Raw genomic sequence first — 15,836 nt, forward strand, 5'->3', positions numbered from 1 at the left:
ATTTTTTTGAAACGGAAAAGAAAGTTCTTTCTTTTCCGTTATTTTTTTTTACATTTTTCCTGAAAAATTGATAACTATTATGAAAGAAAAGACTTTTCGTGAAGTAATAGCAGAAGCTATGAGTGAAGAAATGAGAAAAGATGATACTGTTTATCTCATGGGTGAAGAAGTAGCTCAATATAATGGAGCTTATAAAGCCTCTAAAGGAATGTTAGAAGAATTCGGACCAAAAAGAGTTATTGATACCCCTATATCGGAATTAGCATTTTCTGGAATAGGGGTGGGATCCGCTATGAATGGATGTAGACCTATTATAGAATTTATGACTTTCAATTTTTCTTTAGTTGCTATGGATCAAATTATTAATAATGCAGCAAAGATACGTTATATGAGTGGAGGACAATGGAACATCCCTATTGTTTTTAGGGGGCCTACGGGATCTGCTGGACAATTAGGAGCTACTCATTCTCAATCTTTTGAAAGTTGGTATGCTAGTTGTCCTGGACTAAAAGTAGTTATTCCATGTAATCCTTATGATGCTAAAGGACTTTTAAAATCAGCAATTAGAGATAATAATCCAGTTATATTTATGGAATCCGAACAAATGTATGGAGATAAAATGATGATCCCAGAAGAAGAATATATTATTCCTATTGGAAAAGCAGACATAAAAAAAGAAGGAACTGATATTAGTTTAGTTTCTTTTGGAAAGATTATGAAAATGGCAATGAATGTAGCAAAAAAATTAGATAAAGAAAATATTAGTGTAGAAGTTATAGATATTCGTACGATACGACCATTAGATTACGAATCCATACTTTTTTCTGTAAAAAAAACGAATCGGTTGGTTATTTTAGAAGAATCATGGCCTTTTTCATCTATAGCTTCTGAAATTTCATATTTTATACAAAAAAAAGCATTTGATTATCTAGATGCCCCTATTAGTAGAATTACTTTATTGGATACTCCTGCACCTTATGCTTCTAATTTAATAAAAATTTGGTTTCCTAATGAAGATCAAATAATTAATACTATCAAAAAAACTCTTTATTTAATTTAATAAATAGCTTGAACAATATTATAAATATTTTCTGGTCTATCCATAGTATAATAATGAATTATTTCAACTCCAGAATCTTTTAATTCTTTAGATTGATGAATAGCCCATTCAATTCCAATATGAGAAACAATTTTTTTGCTTTTTGCTTTTTCAACCTCTTTTACTAATTCATTAGGAATATTTAAAAAAAAACGAGATGGAAGACTATTTAGATGTTTTTTAGAAGAAATAGGTTTAATTCCAGGAATTATAGGGACAGAAATCCCTTCTGATCTACATTTTTTTACGAAAGTAAAATATTTTTTATTATCAAAAAACATTTGAGTAACAATATAATCGGCTCCTGCTTCTATTTTTTTTTTCAAAAAAAATAAATCACTTTCAATATTTGGAGCTTCAAAGTGTTTTTCAGGATATCCTGCTACTCCTATACAAAAATCAAATAATGTAGATTCTTTATGTTCTATAAAAGTTTTATCTAAATATTTTCCTTTATTTAAATCTTGAACTTGTTCTACTAATTCTACTGCATATTTATATCCTTCTTTTTCTGCAAAAAAACTATTTTCAGACTTCATTAAATCTCCTCTTAAAACTAGAACATTATCTATTCCTAAAAAATTTAGATCTATTAAAGCATTTTCCGTCATTTGTTTGTTAAATCCTTCACAAATCAAATGTGGAACGGCATCCACTCCATATTTATTCATAATAGCAGCACAAATACCTACAGTACCTGGACGTCTAGAAATTTTTTTTCTTTGTAAAAGTCCATTATCTTTTTCTACATAAATAAATTCTTCTTTATGATAAGTAACATCGATAAAAGGAGGACAAAATTCCATTAATGGATCTAAAGTAGAAAAAATATCTTTAATATCATGCCCTCTTAAAGGAGGTAATATTTCAAAAGAAAATAAACTCTTTTTTGCTTTAGCTATATGATCAACAACTTTCATAATATAAGAACCCTTTTTTATTTAATTAATATGATCAAATTCAGTATAAGGAACTAAAACTTTGGGAATATTAATTTTATTTTTAGTTTGATTATTTTCTAGTAAAGCAGCCATAATTCTTGGTAAAGCTAAAGAACTTCCATTTAAAGTATGACATAATTCTATATGACCTTTTATATTTTTATATTTTAGATTTAATCTATTTGACTGAAAATTAGTACAGTTTGATATAGAACTTACTTCTAACCATTTTTTTTGTGCTATAGAATAAACTTCAAAATCATAAGTCATAGAAGAAGAAAATCCAAGATCTGGACCCATTAAACGGATTAAACGAAAAGGTAATTTTAAAGATTTTAAAATATTTTTAACATGTAAAATCATTTCTTCCAAATAATAAAAAGAAGAATCTTTTGTAGTAATTTGAATAATTTCTACTTTTTCAAACTGGTGTAATCTGTTCAATCCTCTAACTTTACTTCCATAAGATCCAGATTCTCTTCTAAAACAAGAAGTGTAAGTAGTAGCTTTTATAGGAAGGTCTTTTTCTGAAAAAATTTTATCTTGATAACAATTCATAATAGGAATTTCACCAGTAGGAATTAAATAAAATCTATCCTTTTCTATAAAATACATTTGATTTTTTTTATCTGGAATTTGTCCAGTTGCATATCCAGATTTTTCATTGATAAGATAAGGTAAACTATATTCTTTATATGATGCTTGTATATTTTTATCTAAGAAATATTGAATTAAACTTCTTTGTAATTTAGCTGCTTTTCCTATATAAACTGAAAAACCAGATCCACATATTTTTGTTCCTAAATTTAAATCAAATAAACAAAATTTCTTAGATAATTCCCAATGAGGAAGAGGATTTTTAGTTTCGCAATGAGTTTTTCCTTCTTGAAAAAGAATATCATCTTTTTCAAAAATTTTTTTTACTTTTTTATCAGGAATATTGGGAATATCGTGTAATTTTTTTTCTAAAATTTGAATAATTTTTTTTAATTTAATATTAACATTTTTTTTATTCGTTTTTAAAAAAGACGATTTCTCTTTCAAAGAATCTATTTTTTCCCAATTTTCTTTTTCTAAAGTTAGAATTTTTCCGATTTTTCTAGATATATAATTTTCTTTTTCTAATATCTTATTAAGAACCTTTTGAGTTATTTTTTTTTTTTCGTCTAAAATTAATATTTCATCTATTAAGTGAATGTTACGAAAATTACGTTTTTCTAATCCTAATAAAACTTTTTCTTTATTCTTCCGTATAAAAGAAACTTTAAGCATATAACAATTAAGATCCTATTTAATTATAAATATTACATTTTTACGAATACAAGATACAACATAAAATTTTCTATATTTGTATAATGCAAATAGATAAATCTATTTTTAGAAAAAAATTTGCTCAATATTTTTTAAAAGACAAAAATATAGCTAAAAAAATTGTTAATAATCTTTCTTTTAAAAATTATGATACAGTAGTAGAAATAGGACCAGGATTAGGAATCCTTACTCAATACTTATTAAATAATCCATATCATCAAGTATTCTTAATAGAAATTGATAAAAAATTAATCTCTTTTTTGAAAAAAACTTTTCCTATTTATAATCATAGAATTATTCATAAGGATTTTTTAAAATGGAATCCCAAGGAATCAAACTTACATAAATTCGCAGTTATTGGAAATTTTCCTTACAATATATCCTCTCAAATATTATTCCATATATTGGAATATAATCAATACATACAAGAATGTATTGGTATGTTTCAAAAAGAACTAGTAAAACGTATTATATCTCATAAAGGAAAAAAAACTTATGGAATTTTATCCGTTTTAATACAAATATTTTACAATGTAAAATACCTTTTTACTGTAAAGGAACATGTATTTTTTCCTAGAACCAATGTAAAATCTGCAGTCATTTCCTTAAAAAGAAAAAATGAAATTATTTCTTGTAACAAAAATTTATTATTTCAATGTGTAAAAACCGCTTTTAATCAAAGAAGAAAGAAATTAAAAAATTCTTTACAATTATTCAAACATATTTCAAACTTTGATAAAATCCCATTTTTAAATAAAAGAGCAGAAGAATTATCTGTAAATGAATTCATTCAATTAACAAAAGAAATAGAAATAAGGAAATGACTAAACTATTAAATGGTAATCAACTGGCAAAAGAAATAAGAAAAGAAATTTCTAAGGAAATAGAAAAAAAAATATTAAGTAAAAACAAACGTATTCCTCATCTTGGAATTATTTTAACAGGAACCAATAATTCTAGCATTACATATGTAAATAGTAAAATTAAAGAATGTAAAAATATTGGAATTCAATCTACTTTAGTAAAATTACCTATAGATAGTACAGAAGAAAAATTGTTAGAAGAAATAAAAAAAATGAATACAAATCCATTAATAGATGGATTTATTGTTCAATTACCATTAGAAAAACATATTGATCAAGATCAAATTATCTTATCTATTAATCCAAAAAAAGATGTAGATGGATTTCATCCTGAAAATTTTGGAAAAATGGCTTTAGATATGAAAACTTTTTTTCCTGCTACTGCATTAGGAATACTTACTCTTTTAGAAAGGAGTAAAATTAAAATATCTGGAAAACATACTGTAGTAATAGGTAGAAGTAGAATAGTAGGAAAACCCATAAGTATTTTAATGAGTAGAAAAAGTTATCCTGGAAATAGTACAGTAACACTCACTCATAGTAATACTCTAAATATAGAATATTATACCAAACAGGCTGATATAATTATAGTAGCAGTAGGAATTACAGGATTTTTGAAAGGAAACATGATAAAAAATGGGGCTATTATTATAGATGTAGGAATCAATAAAAATGGAAAAAACATATTAGGAGATGTTGATTTTAGAAGTGTATATGGAAAAGCTTCTTATCTTACTCCTGTTCCAGGAGGAGTAGGACCTATGACTCGTGTAATGCTATTAAAAAATACTTTAATGGCTGCATTAACAAATAGAAAACATCCTACTTTATGAATTTTTTCCCTATAAAAGAAATTTTCTATTCGCTTCAAGGAGAGGGGTATTATTGTGGAATTCCTGCGTGTTTTATTCGTTTTGAAGGATGTGATATACAATGTCCTTGGTGCGATAGTAAAGAAACCTGGATTATTCAAAAAAAAGATTTCATTTCAATTAAGAAAATTATTACTCGTATTAATAGTTTTAAAGGAAAAAACATTATAATAACTGGAGGAGAACCTATGATGTGGGATATATCCCCTTTAACTAAACTTCTCAAAAAAAAGGGTTATCATATTCATATTGAAACTTCAGGATCCTATTCTATAAAAGAAAAATACATGGATTGGATTACTATTTCTCCCAAAAAAAATAAATTACCTTTGATCGAAAATTATAACAAGATTAATGAATTGAAAATTATTGTTTCTGATGAAGAAGATTTTCTTTTTGCAGAAGAACAATCGACTTATGTAAAAAATAATAATTGTATATTATTGTTACAACCTGAATGGAATAATTCCATTGAAATTACTCCAAAAATTATTTCCTATATAAAAGAAAATCCAAAATGGAGGATATCTGTTCAAATTCATAAAATATTAAATATTCCTTAAATGTCTATGTTTCAAAATATCAATAACATCTTGTATTTCAAAACCTTTTTTATTTAGTAAGATAAGATAATGAAATAGTAAATCTGCCGATTCGTTTAAAAACAAATTTTTATCATTATCTTTAGATTCAATAATAAGTTCTACTGTTTCTTCTCCTAATTTTTGAGATATTTTATTAATTCCTTTTTTTGATAATTGATATATATAAGAATTTTTTGATTTTTGATGGATTCTATTAGAAATTATATTTTCTAAATGAAATAAAAATCTTTTTTCATTAATTTCTTTCCAACAAGTATCCGTTCCTTTATGACAAACAGGCCCAGCAGGTTCCGCTTTGATTAATAAAGCATCTCCATCACAATCTACTAATATTTCTCGAATAAAAAGATAATTTTTGCTTACCTCTCCTTTAGTCCATAATCTTCTTTTGGATCTACTATAAAAAATTACTTTTTTTTCATCAATACTTTTTTTATAAGCTTCTTGATTCATATATCCTAACATTAAAACTTTATCTGTTTTTATATCTTGAACAATAACGGGAATTAAACCTTCTTTAAAATTTATTTTTGATTCTATTGTTATCATGTCCTTACAGGTATATGAAGACGATTTAAATAATATTTTAATTTTGGAATTTCTATTTCTTTAAAATGAAATATACTAGCAGCTAAAGCTGCATCTGCTTTTCCATTTTTAAATATTTTATAGAAATCTTCTAATTTTCCAGCTCCTCCTGAAGCAATTACCGGAGTAGTAATATTATCGGATATTTTCCTGGTAATATCTAAAGCAAATCCATTTTTTGTTCCGTCATGATTCATTGAAGTTAATAATATTTCCCCTGCCCCTCTGTTAGTCCCTTCTTTAGCCCAATCTAATGTTTTGGTATTAGTAGAAATCCTACCTCCATTTAAATAAACCCACCATTCATTATTTTCATATTTTGTATCAATAGCTAAAACAATACTTTGACTTCCAAATCTTTTAGAAAGATTTTCTAAAAGGTTTGGACTTTTGAAAGCGGCAGTGTTAACAGATATTTTATCAGCTCCTGCATTTAATAATAGTTCAACATCTTCTTCTTCTCTAATCCCTCCTCCAACCGTAAAAGGAATATTAATATGACGAGATATTTCCCTAACTAAACTAATTAATGTCTTACGTTTTTCATTTGTAGCAGTAATATCTAAAAATATTAATTCATCGGCACCTTGTTTTGTATACCAACAAACTAATTTAATTGGATCTCCTGCATCTTTTAAATGTTTGAATTTTACTCCTTTTACTGTTCTTCCATTTTTAATGTCTAAACAAGGAATAATTCGTTTAGCTAACATAATTATTATTATTCTTTATTGTCCCAATTTTTCAATTCTAATAATGATATTTTATTTTCATATATAGCTTTCCCAATAATAACTCCACAACAACCTATATTTAATAATTTATCTATATCTTCTATATTACGAATTCCTCCACTTGCTATAAATTCAATATTTGGAAATTTTTTAATTATTTTTTCATATAAGGAAAAAGAAGGACCGGAAAGTCCTCCATCTTTTGATATATCTGTACAAAACATTTTTTTTATTCCGTCATTATTTTTTTCTTCTATAAAATTAAAAAATGGAATATTAAAAAATTCTGTCCATCCATTAGTCGCTATTTTATTATTTTTAACATCTACTCCTAATAAAATTTTTTCTTTTCCATAAATATGAATCCATTTTTTTAAAAGAAAAGGATTTTTAACAGCAACGCTTCCAACAGTAGCCATATGTCCTCCATTTTCAAATACAATACGTATATCTTCATCAGAATGAATTCCTCCTCCAAAATCTATGATTAAATTTGTATATTTTGCGATTTTTTCTAAAATTTTCCAATGAACCACTCTTCTTTTTCTAGCTCCATCTAAATCTACTAAATGTAATCTAGTTATTCCATAACTTTCTAGTAATAAAGCAAATTCAATAGGATTATTATTATATACTTTCTTTCTTTTAAAATCCCCTTGTATTAACCGAACACATTTACCATCAATCAAATCTATAGCTACTATAATATCCATCATTTATATATTATAAAAAAATTATTTATTATTATAATCGAATAAAATTTTCTAATATTTTATGTCCTACATAAGAAGATTTTTCTGGATGAAATTGTACAGCATAAAAATTATCTTTTTGTAATGCAGCACTATAAGAAACTATATATTCTGTTTTTGCTATAGTATATCTTCCTAAAGGAGCATAATAACTGTGAACAAAATATTGATAACTACCATCTGGTATATCTTTAAATAAAGGTCCTTTCAATTTATGAATAGTATTCCACCCTATTTGAGGGATTTTATCATTTTTCTTATCAGATTGAAATTTTTTAACTAATAAATCAAAAATTCCTATACAAGTTGTGCCTCTTTCTTCTGAATATTTACAAAGTAATTGCATTCCCAAGCAAATTCCTAATACAGGTTGTTCTAGTTCAGATAAAAGTATATCTAATTTTTTTTCTTTTAAATATTTCATAGCACAATGAGCCTCTCCTACTCCAGGCAAAATCACTTTTTCTGCATTTTGAATAGATTTTTTAGAATCTGTTACTACAGCTTGTACTCCTATTCTTTCTAAAGAAAAAAGAACTGACTGTACATTTCCTGCAGGATATTTTATTATAATAATTGTTTTCATAATTATTCAAATATTTTTTATAATAGTCCTTTAGAACTCGGTATTTTATGATCAAAAATATTTTTTTTTATGGCCATTTTTATAGCTCTTGCAAAGCATTTAAAGATAGCCTCTATTTTATGATGTTCATTTTTTCCTATAGCATGAATATATAAATTACATTTTGCATATAAAGAAAAAGACCTAAAAAAATGATAGAACATTTCTGTAGGAACTTTTCCTATTTTTTCTCTATAAAATTTTACTTTCCAAAGTAATTTACTTCTTCCTCCAAAATCTAATGCTACCGTAGCTAAACTTTCATCCATAGGAATAATATAAAAACCATAACGTTCTATTCCTTTTTTATTTCCTAAAATTTTATCAAAAGTTTTTCCTAAAGAAATTCCAGTATCTTCTATAGAATGATGTTCATCTACATTAAGATCTCCTTTTATTTTAATATTGATATCTATAGAACTATGAAAAGCCAATTGTTGAAGAAGATGATCAAAAAATCCAAGTCCCGTTTGTATATTTGATATTCCTTTTCCATAAAGAAAAACAGAGATTTTAATATCTGTTTCTAATGTAATACGTTGATATACATATTTTTCATTTGAAATCAATGATAAATATTCATAAATTTCCTTCCAACTATCGGTTTTTAAAGAAATAATTGTTTCTAAATCTATTTTATTAATATTGGAATAATAATTTTTTTCTTCTTGAGTTATGTTTTTACAATAATGGACTTCTTTGAACCATATAGATTTACATCCTAAATTTTTAGCTAATAAAACGTCTGTAATTCTATCTCCAATAACAAAAGATTTGGAAATATCATATAAATCAGATTTTAAATAACTATTCAGCATCCCTATTCCAGGTTTTCTAGTCAAAGATTTTTCATCAGGATAAGTTTTATCTATATAAATAGAGGAAAAATGAATTCCTTCTGTTCGTAAAATATTTAATATATGATTATGTATAGGCCAAAATATTTCTTCTGGATATTGATTTGTACCCAAACCATCTTGATTGGTTACCATAACTAAATCATAATCTAATTCTTGTACTATTTTGGATAAAAAGAATATAACTTTTGGATAAAAAATTATTTTTTCAATAGAATCAATCTGATAAGTAGGAGGATTCTCTCGAATAATAGTCCCATCTCTATCAAGAAACAATATTTTTTTCATTACATTTTTATTTTTTGAATGTAGTTTTAGTAGAGTATTTTTTAATTTTATTTATCAAATACTCATTTTCTTCATGATTCCCTATTGTAATTCTTAAACAATGATTACATAAAACAATTTTTGAACGATCTCTAACAAAAACATTTTTTTCCATTAGATACTTATAAAGATTTTTTGAAGAAAAATTGATTTTCACTAGTAAAAAATTTGCAGAACTAGGATATACTTTTTCTATAATGGAAATTTTTTGTAAAGATTTTTCCATATATTTTCTTTCTGAAAAAATATTTTTCAAATGATAAAAAAATAAGTCTTTATTTTCAAGAGCTTTTATAGCTATTTCTTGAGAAAGATAACTTATATTATATGGATGTTTTATTTTGTTCATCCAACTTATAATCTCTTTTGAAGCAATAGCAATTCCTATTCTTAGTCCAGCTAACCCCCAAGATTTAGAAAGTGTTTGTAAAATAATTAAATTAGGATATTTACAAATATCGATAGAAAAAGATTTTTGATATGAAAAATCTATATAGGCCTCATCTAAAACAATAATTCCTGAAAATATTCTTATAATATGTTCAATATCTTTTCTTTTTATATCATTTCCTGTAGGATTATTTGGAGAACAAATGAATATAATTTTACTATGATGATTAACAATTTTTTTAATTTTATCCAAGTTTAATTGGTATTCCTCTTCTGTTAGGGTTATTTTAACAATATCTACTCCATGTATTTTTCCACTAACTTCATACATACCATAGGTAGGAGGAAAAATAATTGCATTATCTATTCCTGGTATAGAAAAAATACGATAAATTAAATCAATAATTTCATCACTTCCATTTCCCAAAAAAATATTGGAAGTGGAAACATTTTTTAATTCTGATATTTTTTTCTTTAATTCTTTTTGTATAGGATCCGGATATCTATGGTAAGAATTTAAAAAAGATAATGGAGGCCCAAAAGAATTTTCATTAGCATCTAAAAAAATGGAATTTTTTTCTTTATTATGTTCGGATCTAGCTGATATATAAGGTTCTATACTTAGAATATTTTTCCTAATTAATGACCTCAAATCGAAATTATAATTCGAATAATTATTCTTCATGAATTTACATTATTTATTTATGATAAACGAATATCAATAGATTTTTTATGCGCTATTAATCCTTCTTCAGAAGATAAAACATTTATACATTCCGATAAATTTTTCAATCCTTTTTTAGATATCTTTTGGAAAGTCATTTTTTTAATAAAACTGTCTACAGATACTCCACTATAAGATTTAGCATATCCATATGTAGGAAGAACATGATTAGTTCCAGTAGCATAATCACCAGCACTTACTGGAGCATAATTTCCCAAAAATACAGATCCTGCATTAATTACTTTTTCTCCCCAATTAGAGGCATTATTACAATTAATAATAAGATGTTCTGGTGCTACTTCATTGATTAAATCTATACATTCTTCTAAAGAAGAAAGAACAATTATCTTACTATTTTTCAAAGATTTCTTAATGATTGCTTCTTTTTTTGAAAAGAACAAAAATTGTTTTTTTAATTCTTCTTTTACCTTTTCTAACCAAGACTGATGATTAATAGTAACCAAAAGTATATAACTATCTGGATCATGTTCAGATTGAGATAATAAATCAGAAGCAACATATTCTGGTTTTGCACTATCATCAGCCATGATTACTATTTCTGAAGGACCTGCCGGCATATCTATAGATACTATTCCTCTTTGGGATACAATTTGTTTTGCTTTTGTTACATAAGAATTACCTGGACCAAATATTTTGTATACAGAAGGAATACTTTCTGTTCCATAAGCCATAGCAGAAATTGCTTGAGCCCCTCCTACTTTATATATACGTGTAATACCAATATATTTAGCTGTATATAAAATAGAGGGATGAATTTCTCCATTTTTATTCGGAGGACTACATAAAATGATATTTTTACATCCTGCTAATTTTCCCGGTGTTCCTAACATTAATACAGTAGATAATAAAGGAGCGGATCCTCCAGGTATATAGAACCCCACTTTTTCTATTGGAATTCTTTTTCTCCAACAAATAACTCCTGTAGAAGTTTCTATTTTGGATTCTTTATATATTTGATTTTGATGAAAAGATTTTATATTTTCATATGCTATTTCTATAGATTTTTTTAATCTGTTTGAAACTTGCATATTTGCTTTTTGAAAATCGTTTTCTGTGACTTGAATTTCTTTTATATCAACATGATCATATTTTCTTGTATAAGTTTTGATAGCTATATCTCCATAACTTTTTACATGATTCACTATAGGAACAACTGAATTTATTAAATAAGATGAATCTTTATAGGATCTGATAATATTTTTCCATTTTTTAGGATAAAGATATACTTGAATCATATCTATTTATTTACAGTATAATTTTTTCTATGGGAAGAACTAATATATCTTGTGCCCCAAGTGCTTTTAAGTTTTCTATTATTCCCCAAAAATCGTTCTCATTAACAACAGAATGTACGGAACTACATTCTGAATTAGCTAGAGGAAGAATAACTGGACTTTTAATTCCTGGAAGATAAGATATTATTTTTTCTAATCGTTCATTGGGTACGTTTAAAAGAATATATTTATTATTTTTAGCTTTTTTCACCGCTCTTATTCTAAATAATAGTTTATCCATTATAATATTTTGTGGAGAACCTAGATGTAGGTGAGAGGCTAAAACAGCTTCCGATTGAAGAACTGTTTCTACTTCTTTTAATCCATTCATAAAAAGAGTTGATCCACTACTTACTAAATCGCAAATACAATCAGCTAACCCTATTCCAGGAGCAATTTCTACTGCTCCAGATATCTCATGAATTTCCGCTTTTATATATCTTTTTTTGAAAAATTCTTGCACTAAAAAAGGATAACTTGTAGCAATACGTTTTCCGTCTAAATCGTTGATATCATGATAAATCCTAGATTTAGGAACCGCTATAGAAAGTCTACATTTTCCGAATCCTAAAGTTTCTTTTATTCTTATTTTTTTTCTTTTTTCTAAAAGAACATTTTTTCCGACAATTCCTATATCAGCCACTCCATCTTCTAAATATTGAGGAATATCATCATCTCTTAGAAAAAGTATTTCTAGAGGAAAATTAAGAGCCGTTGTTTTTAATTTATCTATACCAATATTAATTTCGATGCTGCAATCTTTTAGCAACTTAATAGAGTCTTCATAAAGACGACCTGATTTTTGAATAGCTATTTTAAGTTTATCCATAATAGAATGGAAGAAATAATAAAAGCTTACAAGAGTAAGCTTTTATGTAGATTAAATTAATTAAAGTATTATGGCAAATATAATAACTATTTTGAATATTTTATAATTATAATATATGTAATTCTATGTCATATGTATGACTTTAATAAATAAAAATATATATAATGAAAATTATTAGCTACAATATAAATGGAATTAGATCTGGAATAAATAAAGGGTTGTTTGATTGGATAAAGATGAACAATCCAGATATTTTATGTTTGCAAGAAATAAAAGCTTTTCAAGAACAGATAAATACTAATATTTTTGATCAATTAGGATATAATCATTATTGGTTTCCTTCCAATAGAAAAGGATATAGTGGGGTAGGAATCTTGTGTAAAAAAAAACCTATTCATGTAGAATATGGAATAGGTTTGAATTCTATTGATATAGAAGGAAGAGTTTTACGTATAGATCTAAAAAAAATATCTATAATTAGTCTTTATCTTCCTTCAGGAAATAATATAAAAAAAAGATTAGGATTTAAATTTTTTTTTATGAAAGAATTTTTTTCACATATAAAAAAAATAAAAAATAAATTTAATAATCTCATTATTTGTGGAGATTACAACATTTGTCATCGAGAAATAGATATTTATGATCCTATTAAAAACAAAGAAACTTCAGGGTTTTTACCAGAAGAAAGAAAGTGGATGACACATTTTTTAGATTTAGGGTTTATAGATAGTTTTAGAAATTTTATAAAAGAAGGGAATCATTATAGTTGGTGGAGTTACCGTTATAATGCTAGAAAAAATAATAGAGGATGGAGAATTGATTATGCTATGGTAAGTAATTCTTTAAAAAAGAAGATAAAAAAATCCTATCTTTTACCAGATGTAAAATATTCTGATCATTGTCCTGTAGTTCTAGAAATCTGATCATTGTCCTTTAGTTCTAGAAATTTATATGACCTGACTGGGATTCGAACCCAGGACCCTTACATTAAAAGTGTAATGCTCTACCAGCTGAGCTATCAGGTCTTATTTCCTTAAAAATATTTATAGTTAGTTACTTAATTTTTTCATTGATAGTCCATTTACAATACCATAATAATACCATTGAAGCAAATATACTAATTTTTATATGTTTTTATGAAAATCACTTTAATAGGATATATGGGAAGTGGAAAAACTTCTATAGGAAAAATTTTATCTAAAAAATTGAATTTGTATTTTTATGATTTAGATGATATTCTTTCTGAAAGAAAAAAAGACTCGATTTATAATCTTTTTCATAAAAAAGGAGAATTCTATTTTAGAAAAATAGAGCATACTATGCTAAAAAAATTTTTAAAAAATAAAAATAAATACGTTTTATCTGTAGGTGGAGGGACCCCTTGTTTTTATAATAATATTGATTTGTTAAATAAGTATTCACTAACATTTTATTTAAAAGCGAATAGTTATATTTTATTTAAAAGATTATTTTTAGAGAAAAGTACAAGACCATTAATTTCTCATTTATCTAAATATGAATTATTTAGATTTATTATGAAACATTTATCTAAAAGAACATATTTTTATGAAAAATCTCATAAAAAGATAGATATTGGGATGAAATCTAAAAATGATATAGTTCGAGAACTTATTGATTCTATGAATTATGATTCATGATATTTTTTTGAAAAAAATTAGAGAGTATTTTTCGTTTAATAAAAAAACAAAAATATGCGTTGCTTTAAGTGGAGGATTAGACAGTATGGTACTTACTCATTTGTTACTTAAGATTCCTTCTATTGAATTAGAAGTAGCGCATTGTAATTTTAAATTAAGAAATCAAGAATCTATTGAAGATGAAATTTTTATAAGAAATTTTTGTGTAAAAAAAAATATTGTATGTCATGTAAAAAGATTTAATACTTTATATTTTTCTAAAAAAAATAATTTATCCATACAAATGGCGGCTAGAAAACTTAGATACGACTGGTTTATAGAATTGTTAAAAACTAATTTATATAAATATATAGTATTAGGACATCATTTTGATGATTCAATTGAGACTTTTTTTATAAATATTTTTAGGGGAACTGGAATTAAGGGTTTATTGGGAATCCCACAAAAAAATGGAAAATTTATTCGTCCTCTTCATAATTTTACTAAAAAAGAAATTTTACATTATGCAAAAATAATGAATATTCAATGGAGATCTGATAGTAGCAATAAAAATATGAAGTATTTAAGAAATAAAATTCGTTTTATTTTATTTAAATTTTCTTCTTTTTCATCTTTTTTTTATAATGGATTAAAAAAAACTATGGATCATCTTCATGATGAAAATCTTTTAATAGAAGAAAGAATAAAAGAAATTTCTCAAAAAATTACAATAGAAAAAAAGTATAATCCGTTTTTTTGGAAAATAAAATGTAAAAAAATAGAAAAATTACATCCTTTATCTTTTTATTTATTTAGATTATTTTATTCATATGGATTTAATAATATGAATAATTTAAAAGATCTTATTTATGCTCAATCTGGAAAACAACTTCTATCAAAGAGATATCGTATCATTAAAAATAGAGATAATTGGATTTTAATTTCTAATGAATCTTTATTAAAAAATAAAGATAAAATCTATATGATTCCAAATTTAAAAGATTTAGATCAAACATATTTACCCATTAATATGAAATTTTTTCTGAATCCAGAAAGAAAAAATAAAAAGGAAATGTTCCTTATAGATTTTGATAAAATTAAGTTTCCGTTATCTATGAGAACATGGAGAAAAGGAGATTTTTTTGTCCCGTTGAAAATGAAAGGAACAAAAAAATTAAGTAAATATTATAAAGAAAAAAAATTTTCTCTTTTAGAAAAAGAACAGACATGGTTATTAATTAATGGAAATGGATATATTATTTTGGTTATAAAAAACCGTTTAGATGATAGATTTAAGATTACAGAAAATACGAAAAAAATATTAGGTATAAAAATAATATAATTGAGTTCAATTAGTATTTTTTTTAATTTTGAAAAGAATTAGTTT

General features: G+C 25.1%; 17 protein-coding genes and 1 tRNA gene. 7 read left to right on the forward strand and 11 right to left on the reverse strand.

The features are described from left to right. The first annotated feature begins 79 nt into the window (after positions 1–79). The gene (locus H0H63_RS00965) at positions 80–1,060 is read left to right on the forward strand and encodes a pyruvate dehydrogenase complex E1 component subunit beta (RefSeq protein ID WP_185858691.1); all 981 of its coding nucleotides are present in this window, start codon (positions 80–82) and stop codon (positions 1,058–1,060) included. On the opposite strand, the gene metF is transcribed toward H0H63_RS00965, so the two are convergent. Further along, positions 1,057–2,019, reverse strand: a complete 963-nt coding sequence (gene metF, locus H0H63_RS00970) for a methylenetetrahydrofolate reductase [NAD(P)H] (protein ID WP_185858692.1) — start codon at positions 2,017–2,019, stop codon at positions 1,057–1,059. The two genes, H0H63_RS00965 and metF, sit on opposite strands and share 4 nt — an antisense overlap. Before the next feature lie 21 nt (positions 2,020–2,040). Beyond that, positions 2,041–3,312, reverse strand: coding sequence for a serine--tRNA ligase (gene serS, locus H0H63_RS00975; RefSeq protein ID WP_185858693.1), 1,272 nt, complete (start codon positions 3,310–3,312; stop codon positions 2,041–2,043). An 83-nt stretch (positions 3,313–3,395) separates the two neighbouring features. Here serS and rsmA point away from each other — a divergent pair, with 83 nt between their 5' ends. Genes rsmA through H0H63_RS00990 form a run of 3 tightly spaced genes read left to right on the forward strand, consistent with a single transcriptional unit; the run spans position 3,396 to position 5,649 of the window. Next, positions 3,396–4,175: a 16S rRNA (adenine(1518)-N(6)/adenine(1519)-N(6))-dimethyltransferase RsmA gene (gene rsmA / locus H0H63_RS00980; RefSeq protein ID WP_185858694.1), complete on the forward strand. Its 780-nt coding sequence runs from the start codon at positions 3,396–3,398 to the stop codon at positions 4,173–4,175. Next, positions 4,172–5,047 (forward strand): bifunctional 5,10-methylenetetrahydrofolate dehydrogenase/5,10-methenyltetrahydrofolate cyclohydrolase, encoded by an 876-nt coding sequence (locus H0H63_RS00985; RefSeq protein WP_185858695.1) that lies wholly within the window; start codon positions 4,172–4,174, stop codon positions 5,045–5,047. The genes rsmA and H0H63_RS00985 overlap by 4 nt, the downstream gene beginning before the upstream one ends. After that, the gene (locus H0H63_RS00990; RefSeq protein ID WP_185858696.1) at positions 5,044–5,649 is read left to right on the forward strand and encodes a 7-carboxy-7-deazaguanine synthase QueE; all 606 of its coding nucleotides are present in this window, start codon (positions 5,044–5,046) and stop codon (positions 5,647–5,649) included. Before H0H63_RS00985 ends, H0H63_RS00990 begins: the two co-directional genes overlap by 4 nt. Here the strand turns inward: H0H63_RS00990 and hisIE are convergent. The 8 genes from hisIE to hisG are packed head-to-tail and all read right to left on the reverse strand — an operon-like array spanning position 5,635 to position 12,812. Beyond that, the gene (gene hisIE / locus H0H63_RS00995) at positions 5,635–6,240 is read right to left on the reverse strand and encodes a bifunctional phosphoribosyl-AMP cyclohydrolase/phosphoribosyl-ATP diphosphatase HisIE (RefSeq protein WP_185858697.1); all 606 of its coding nucleotides are present in this window, start codon (positions 6,238–6,240) and stop codon (positions 5,635–5,637) included. The two genes, H0H63_RS00990 and hisIE, sit on opposite strands and share 15 nt — an antisense overlap. Then, the gene (gene hisF / locus H0H63_RS01000; protein WP_185858698.1) at positions 6,237–6,992 is read right to left on the reverse strand and encodes an imidazole glycerol phosphate synthase subunit HisF; all 756 of its coding nucleotides are present in this window, start codon (positions 6,990–6,992) and stop codon (positions 6,237–6,239) included. Before hisF ends, hisIE begins: the two co-directional genes overlap by 4 nt. An 8-nt stretch (positions 6,993–7,000) precedes the next feature. Then, positions 7,001–7,726: a 1-(5-phosphoribosyl)-5-[(5-phosphoribosylamino)methylideneamino]imidazole-4-carboxamide isomerase gene (hisA, locus tag H0H63_RS01005; protein ID WP_185858791.1), complete on the reverse strand. Its 726-nt coding sequence runs from the start codon at positions 7,724–7,726 to the stop codon at positions 7,001–7,003. 31 nt (positions 7,727–7,757) lie between these two features. Next, on the reverse strand, positions 7,758–8,351 hold the full coding sequence (hisH, locus tag H0H63_RS01010; protein WP_185858699.1) for an imidazole glycerol phosphate synthase subunit HisH: 594 nt from the start codon (positions 8,349–8,351) through the stop codon (positions 7,758–7,760). Positions 8,352–8,368: 17 nt separating this feature from the next. Beyond that, the gene (hisB, locus tag H0H63_RS01015) at positions 8,369–9,535 is read right to left on the reverse strand and encodes a bifunctional histidinol-phosphatase/imidazoleglycerol-phosphate dehydratase HisB (RefSeq protein WP_185858700.1); all 1,167 of its coding nucleotides are present in this window, start codon (positions 9,533–9,535) and stop codon (positions 8,369–8,371) included. Between the two features lie 7 nt (positions 9,536–9,542). Then, positions 9,543–10,649 (reverse strand): histidinol-phosphate transaminase, encoded by a 1,107-nt coding sequence (gene hisC / locus H0H63_RS01020; protein ID WP_185858701.1) that lies wholly within the window; start codon positions 10,647–10,649, stop codon positions 9,543–9,545. Between the two features lie 17 nt (positions 10,650–10,666). Continuing rightward, positions 10,667–11,944 (reverse strand): histidinol dehydrogenase, encoded by a 1,278-nt coding sequence (hisD, locus tag H0H63_RS01025; RefSeq protein WP_394798815.1) that lies wholly within the window; start codon positions 11,942–11,944, stop codon positions 10,667–10,669. Between the two features lie 10 nt (positions 11,945–11,954). Beyond that, positions 11,955–12,812 (reverse strand): ATP phosphoribosyltransferase, encoded by an 858-nt coding sequence (hisG, locus tag H0H63_RS01030; RefSeq protein WP_185858702.1) that lies wholly within the window; start codon positions 12,810–12,812, stop codon positions 11,955–11,957. 164 nt (positions 12,813–12,976) lie between these two features. Here hisG and H0H63_RS01035 point away from each other — a divergent pair, with 164 nt between their 5' ends. Continuing rightward, positions 12,977–13,735, forward strand: a complete 759-nt coding sequence (locus tag H0H63_RS01035; RefSeq protein ID WP_185858703.1) for an exodeoxyribonuclease III — start codon at positions 12,977–12,979, stop codon at positions 13,733–13,735. Between the two features lie 29 nt (positions 13,736–13,764). Here H0H63_RS01035 and H0H63_RS01040 read toward each other — a convergent pair. Beyond that, positions 13,765–13,837 (reverse strand) — tRNA-Lys (locus H0H63_RS01040). 111 nt (positions 13,838–13,948) lie between these two features. Between H0H63_RS01040 and H0H63_RS01045 the strand changes: the two genes are divergently transcribed. Together H0H63_RS01045 and tilS are read left to right on the forward strand one after the other, a co-directional pair. After that, on the forward strand, positions 13,949–14,470 hold the full coding sequence (locus H0H63_RS01045; RefSeq protein WP_185858704.1) for a shikimate kinase: 522 nt from the start codon (positions 13,949–13,951) through the stop codon (positions 14,468–14,470). Then, on the forward strand, positions 14,460–15,791 hold the full coding sequence (gene tilS / locus H0H63_RS01050; RefSeq protein WP_185858705.1) for a tRNA lysidine(34) synthetase TilS: 1,332 nt from the start codon (positions 14,460–14,462) through the stop codon (positions 15,789–15,791). Before H0H63_RS01045 ends, tilS begins: the two co-directional genes overlap by 11 nt. Positions 15,792–15,836 lie beyond the last annotated feature (45 nt).

The organism is Blattabacterium cuenoti, from assembly GCF_014251655.1.
GTDB lineage: Bacteria > Bacteroidota > Bacteroidia > Flavobacteriales > Blattabacteriaceae > Blattabacterium > Blattabacterium cuenoti_I.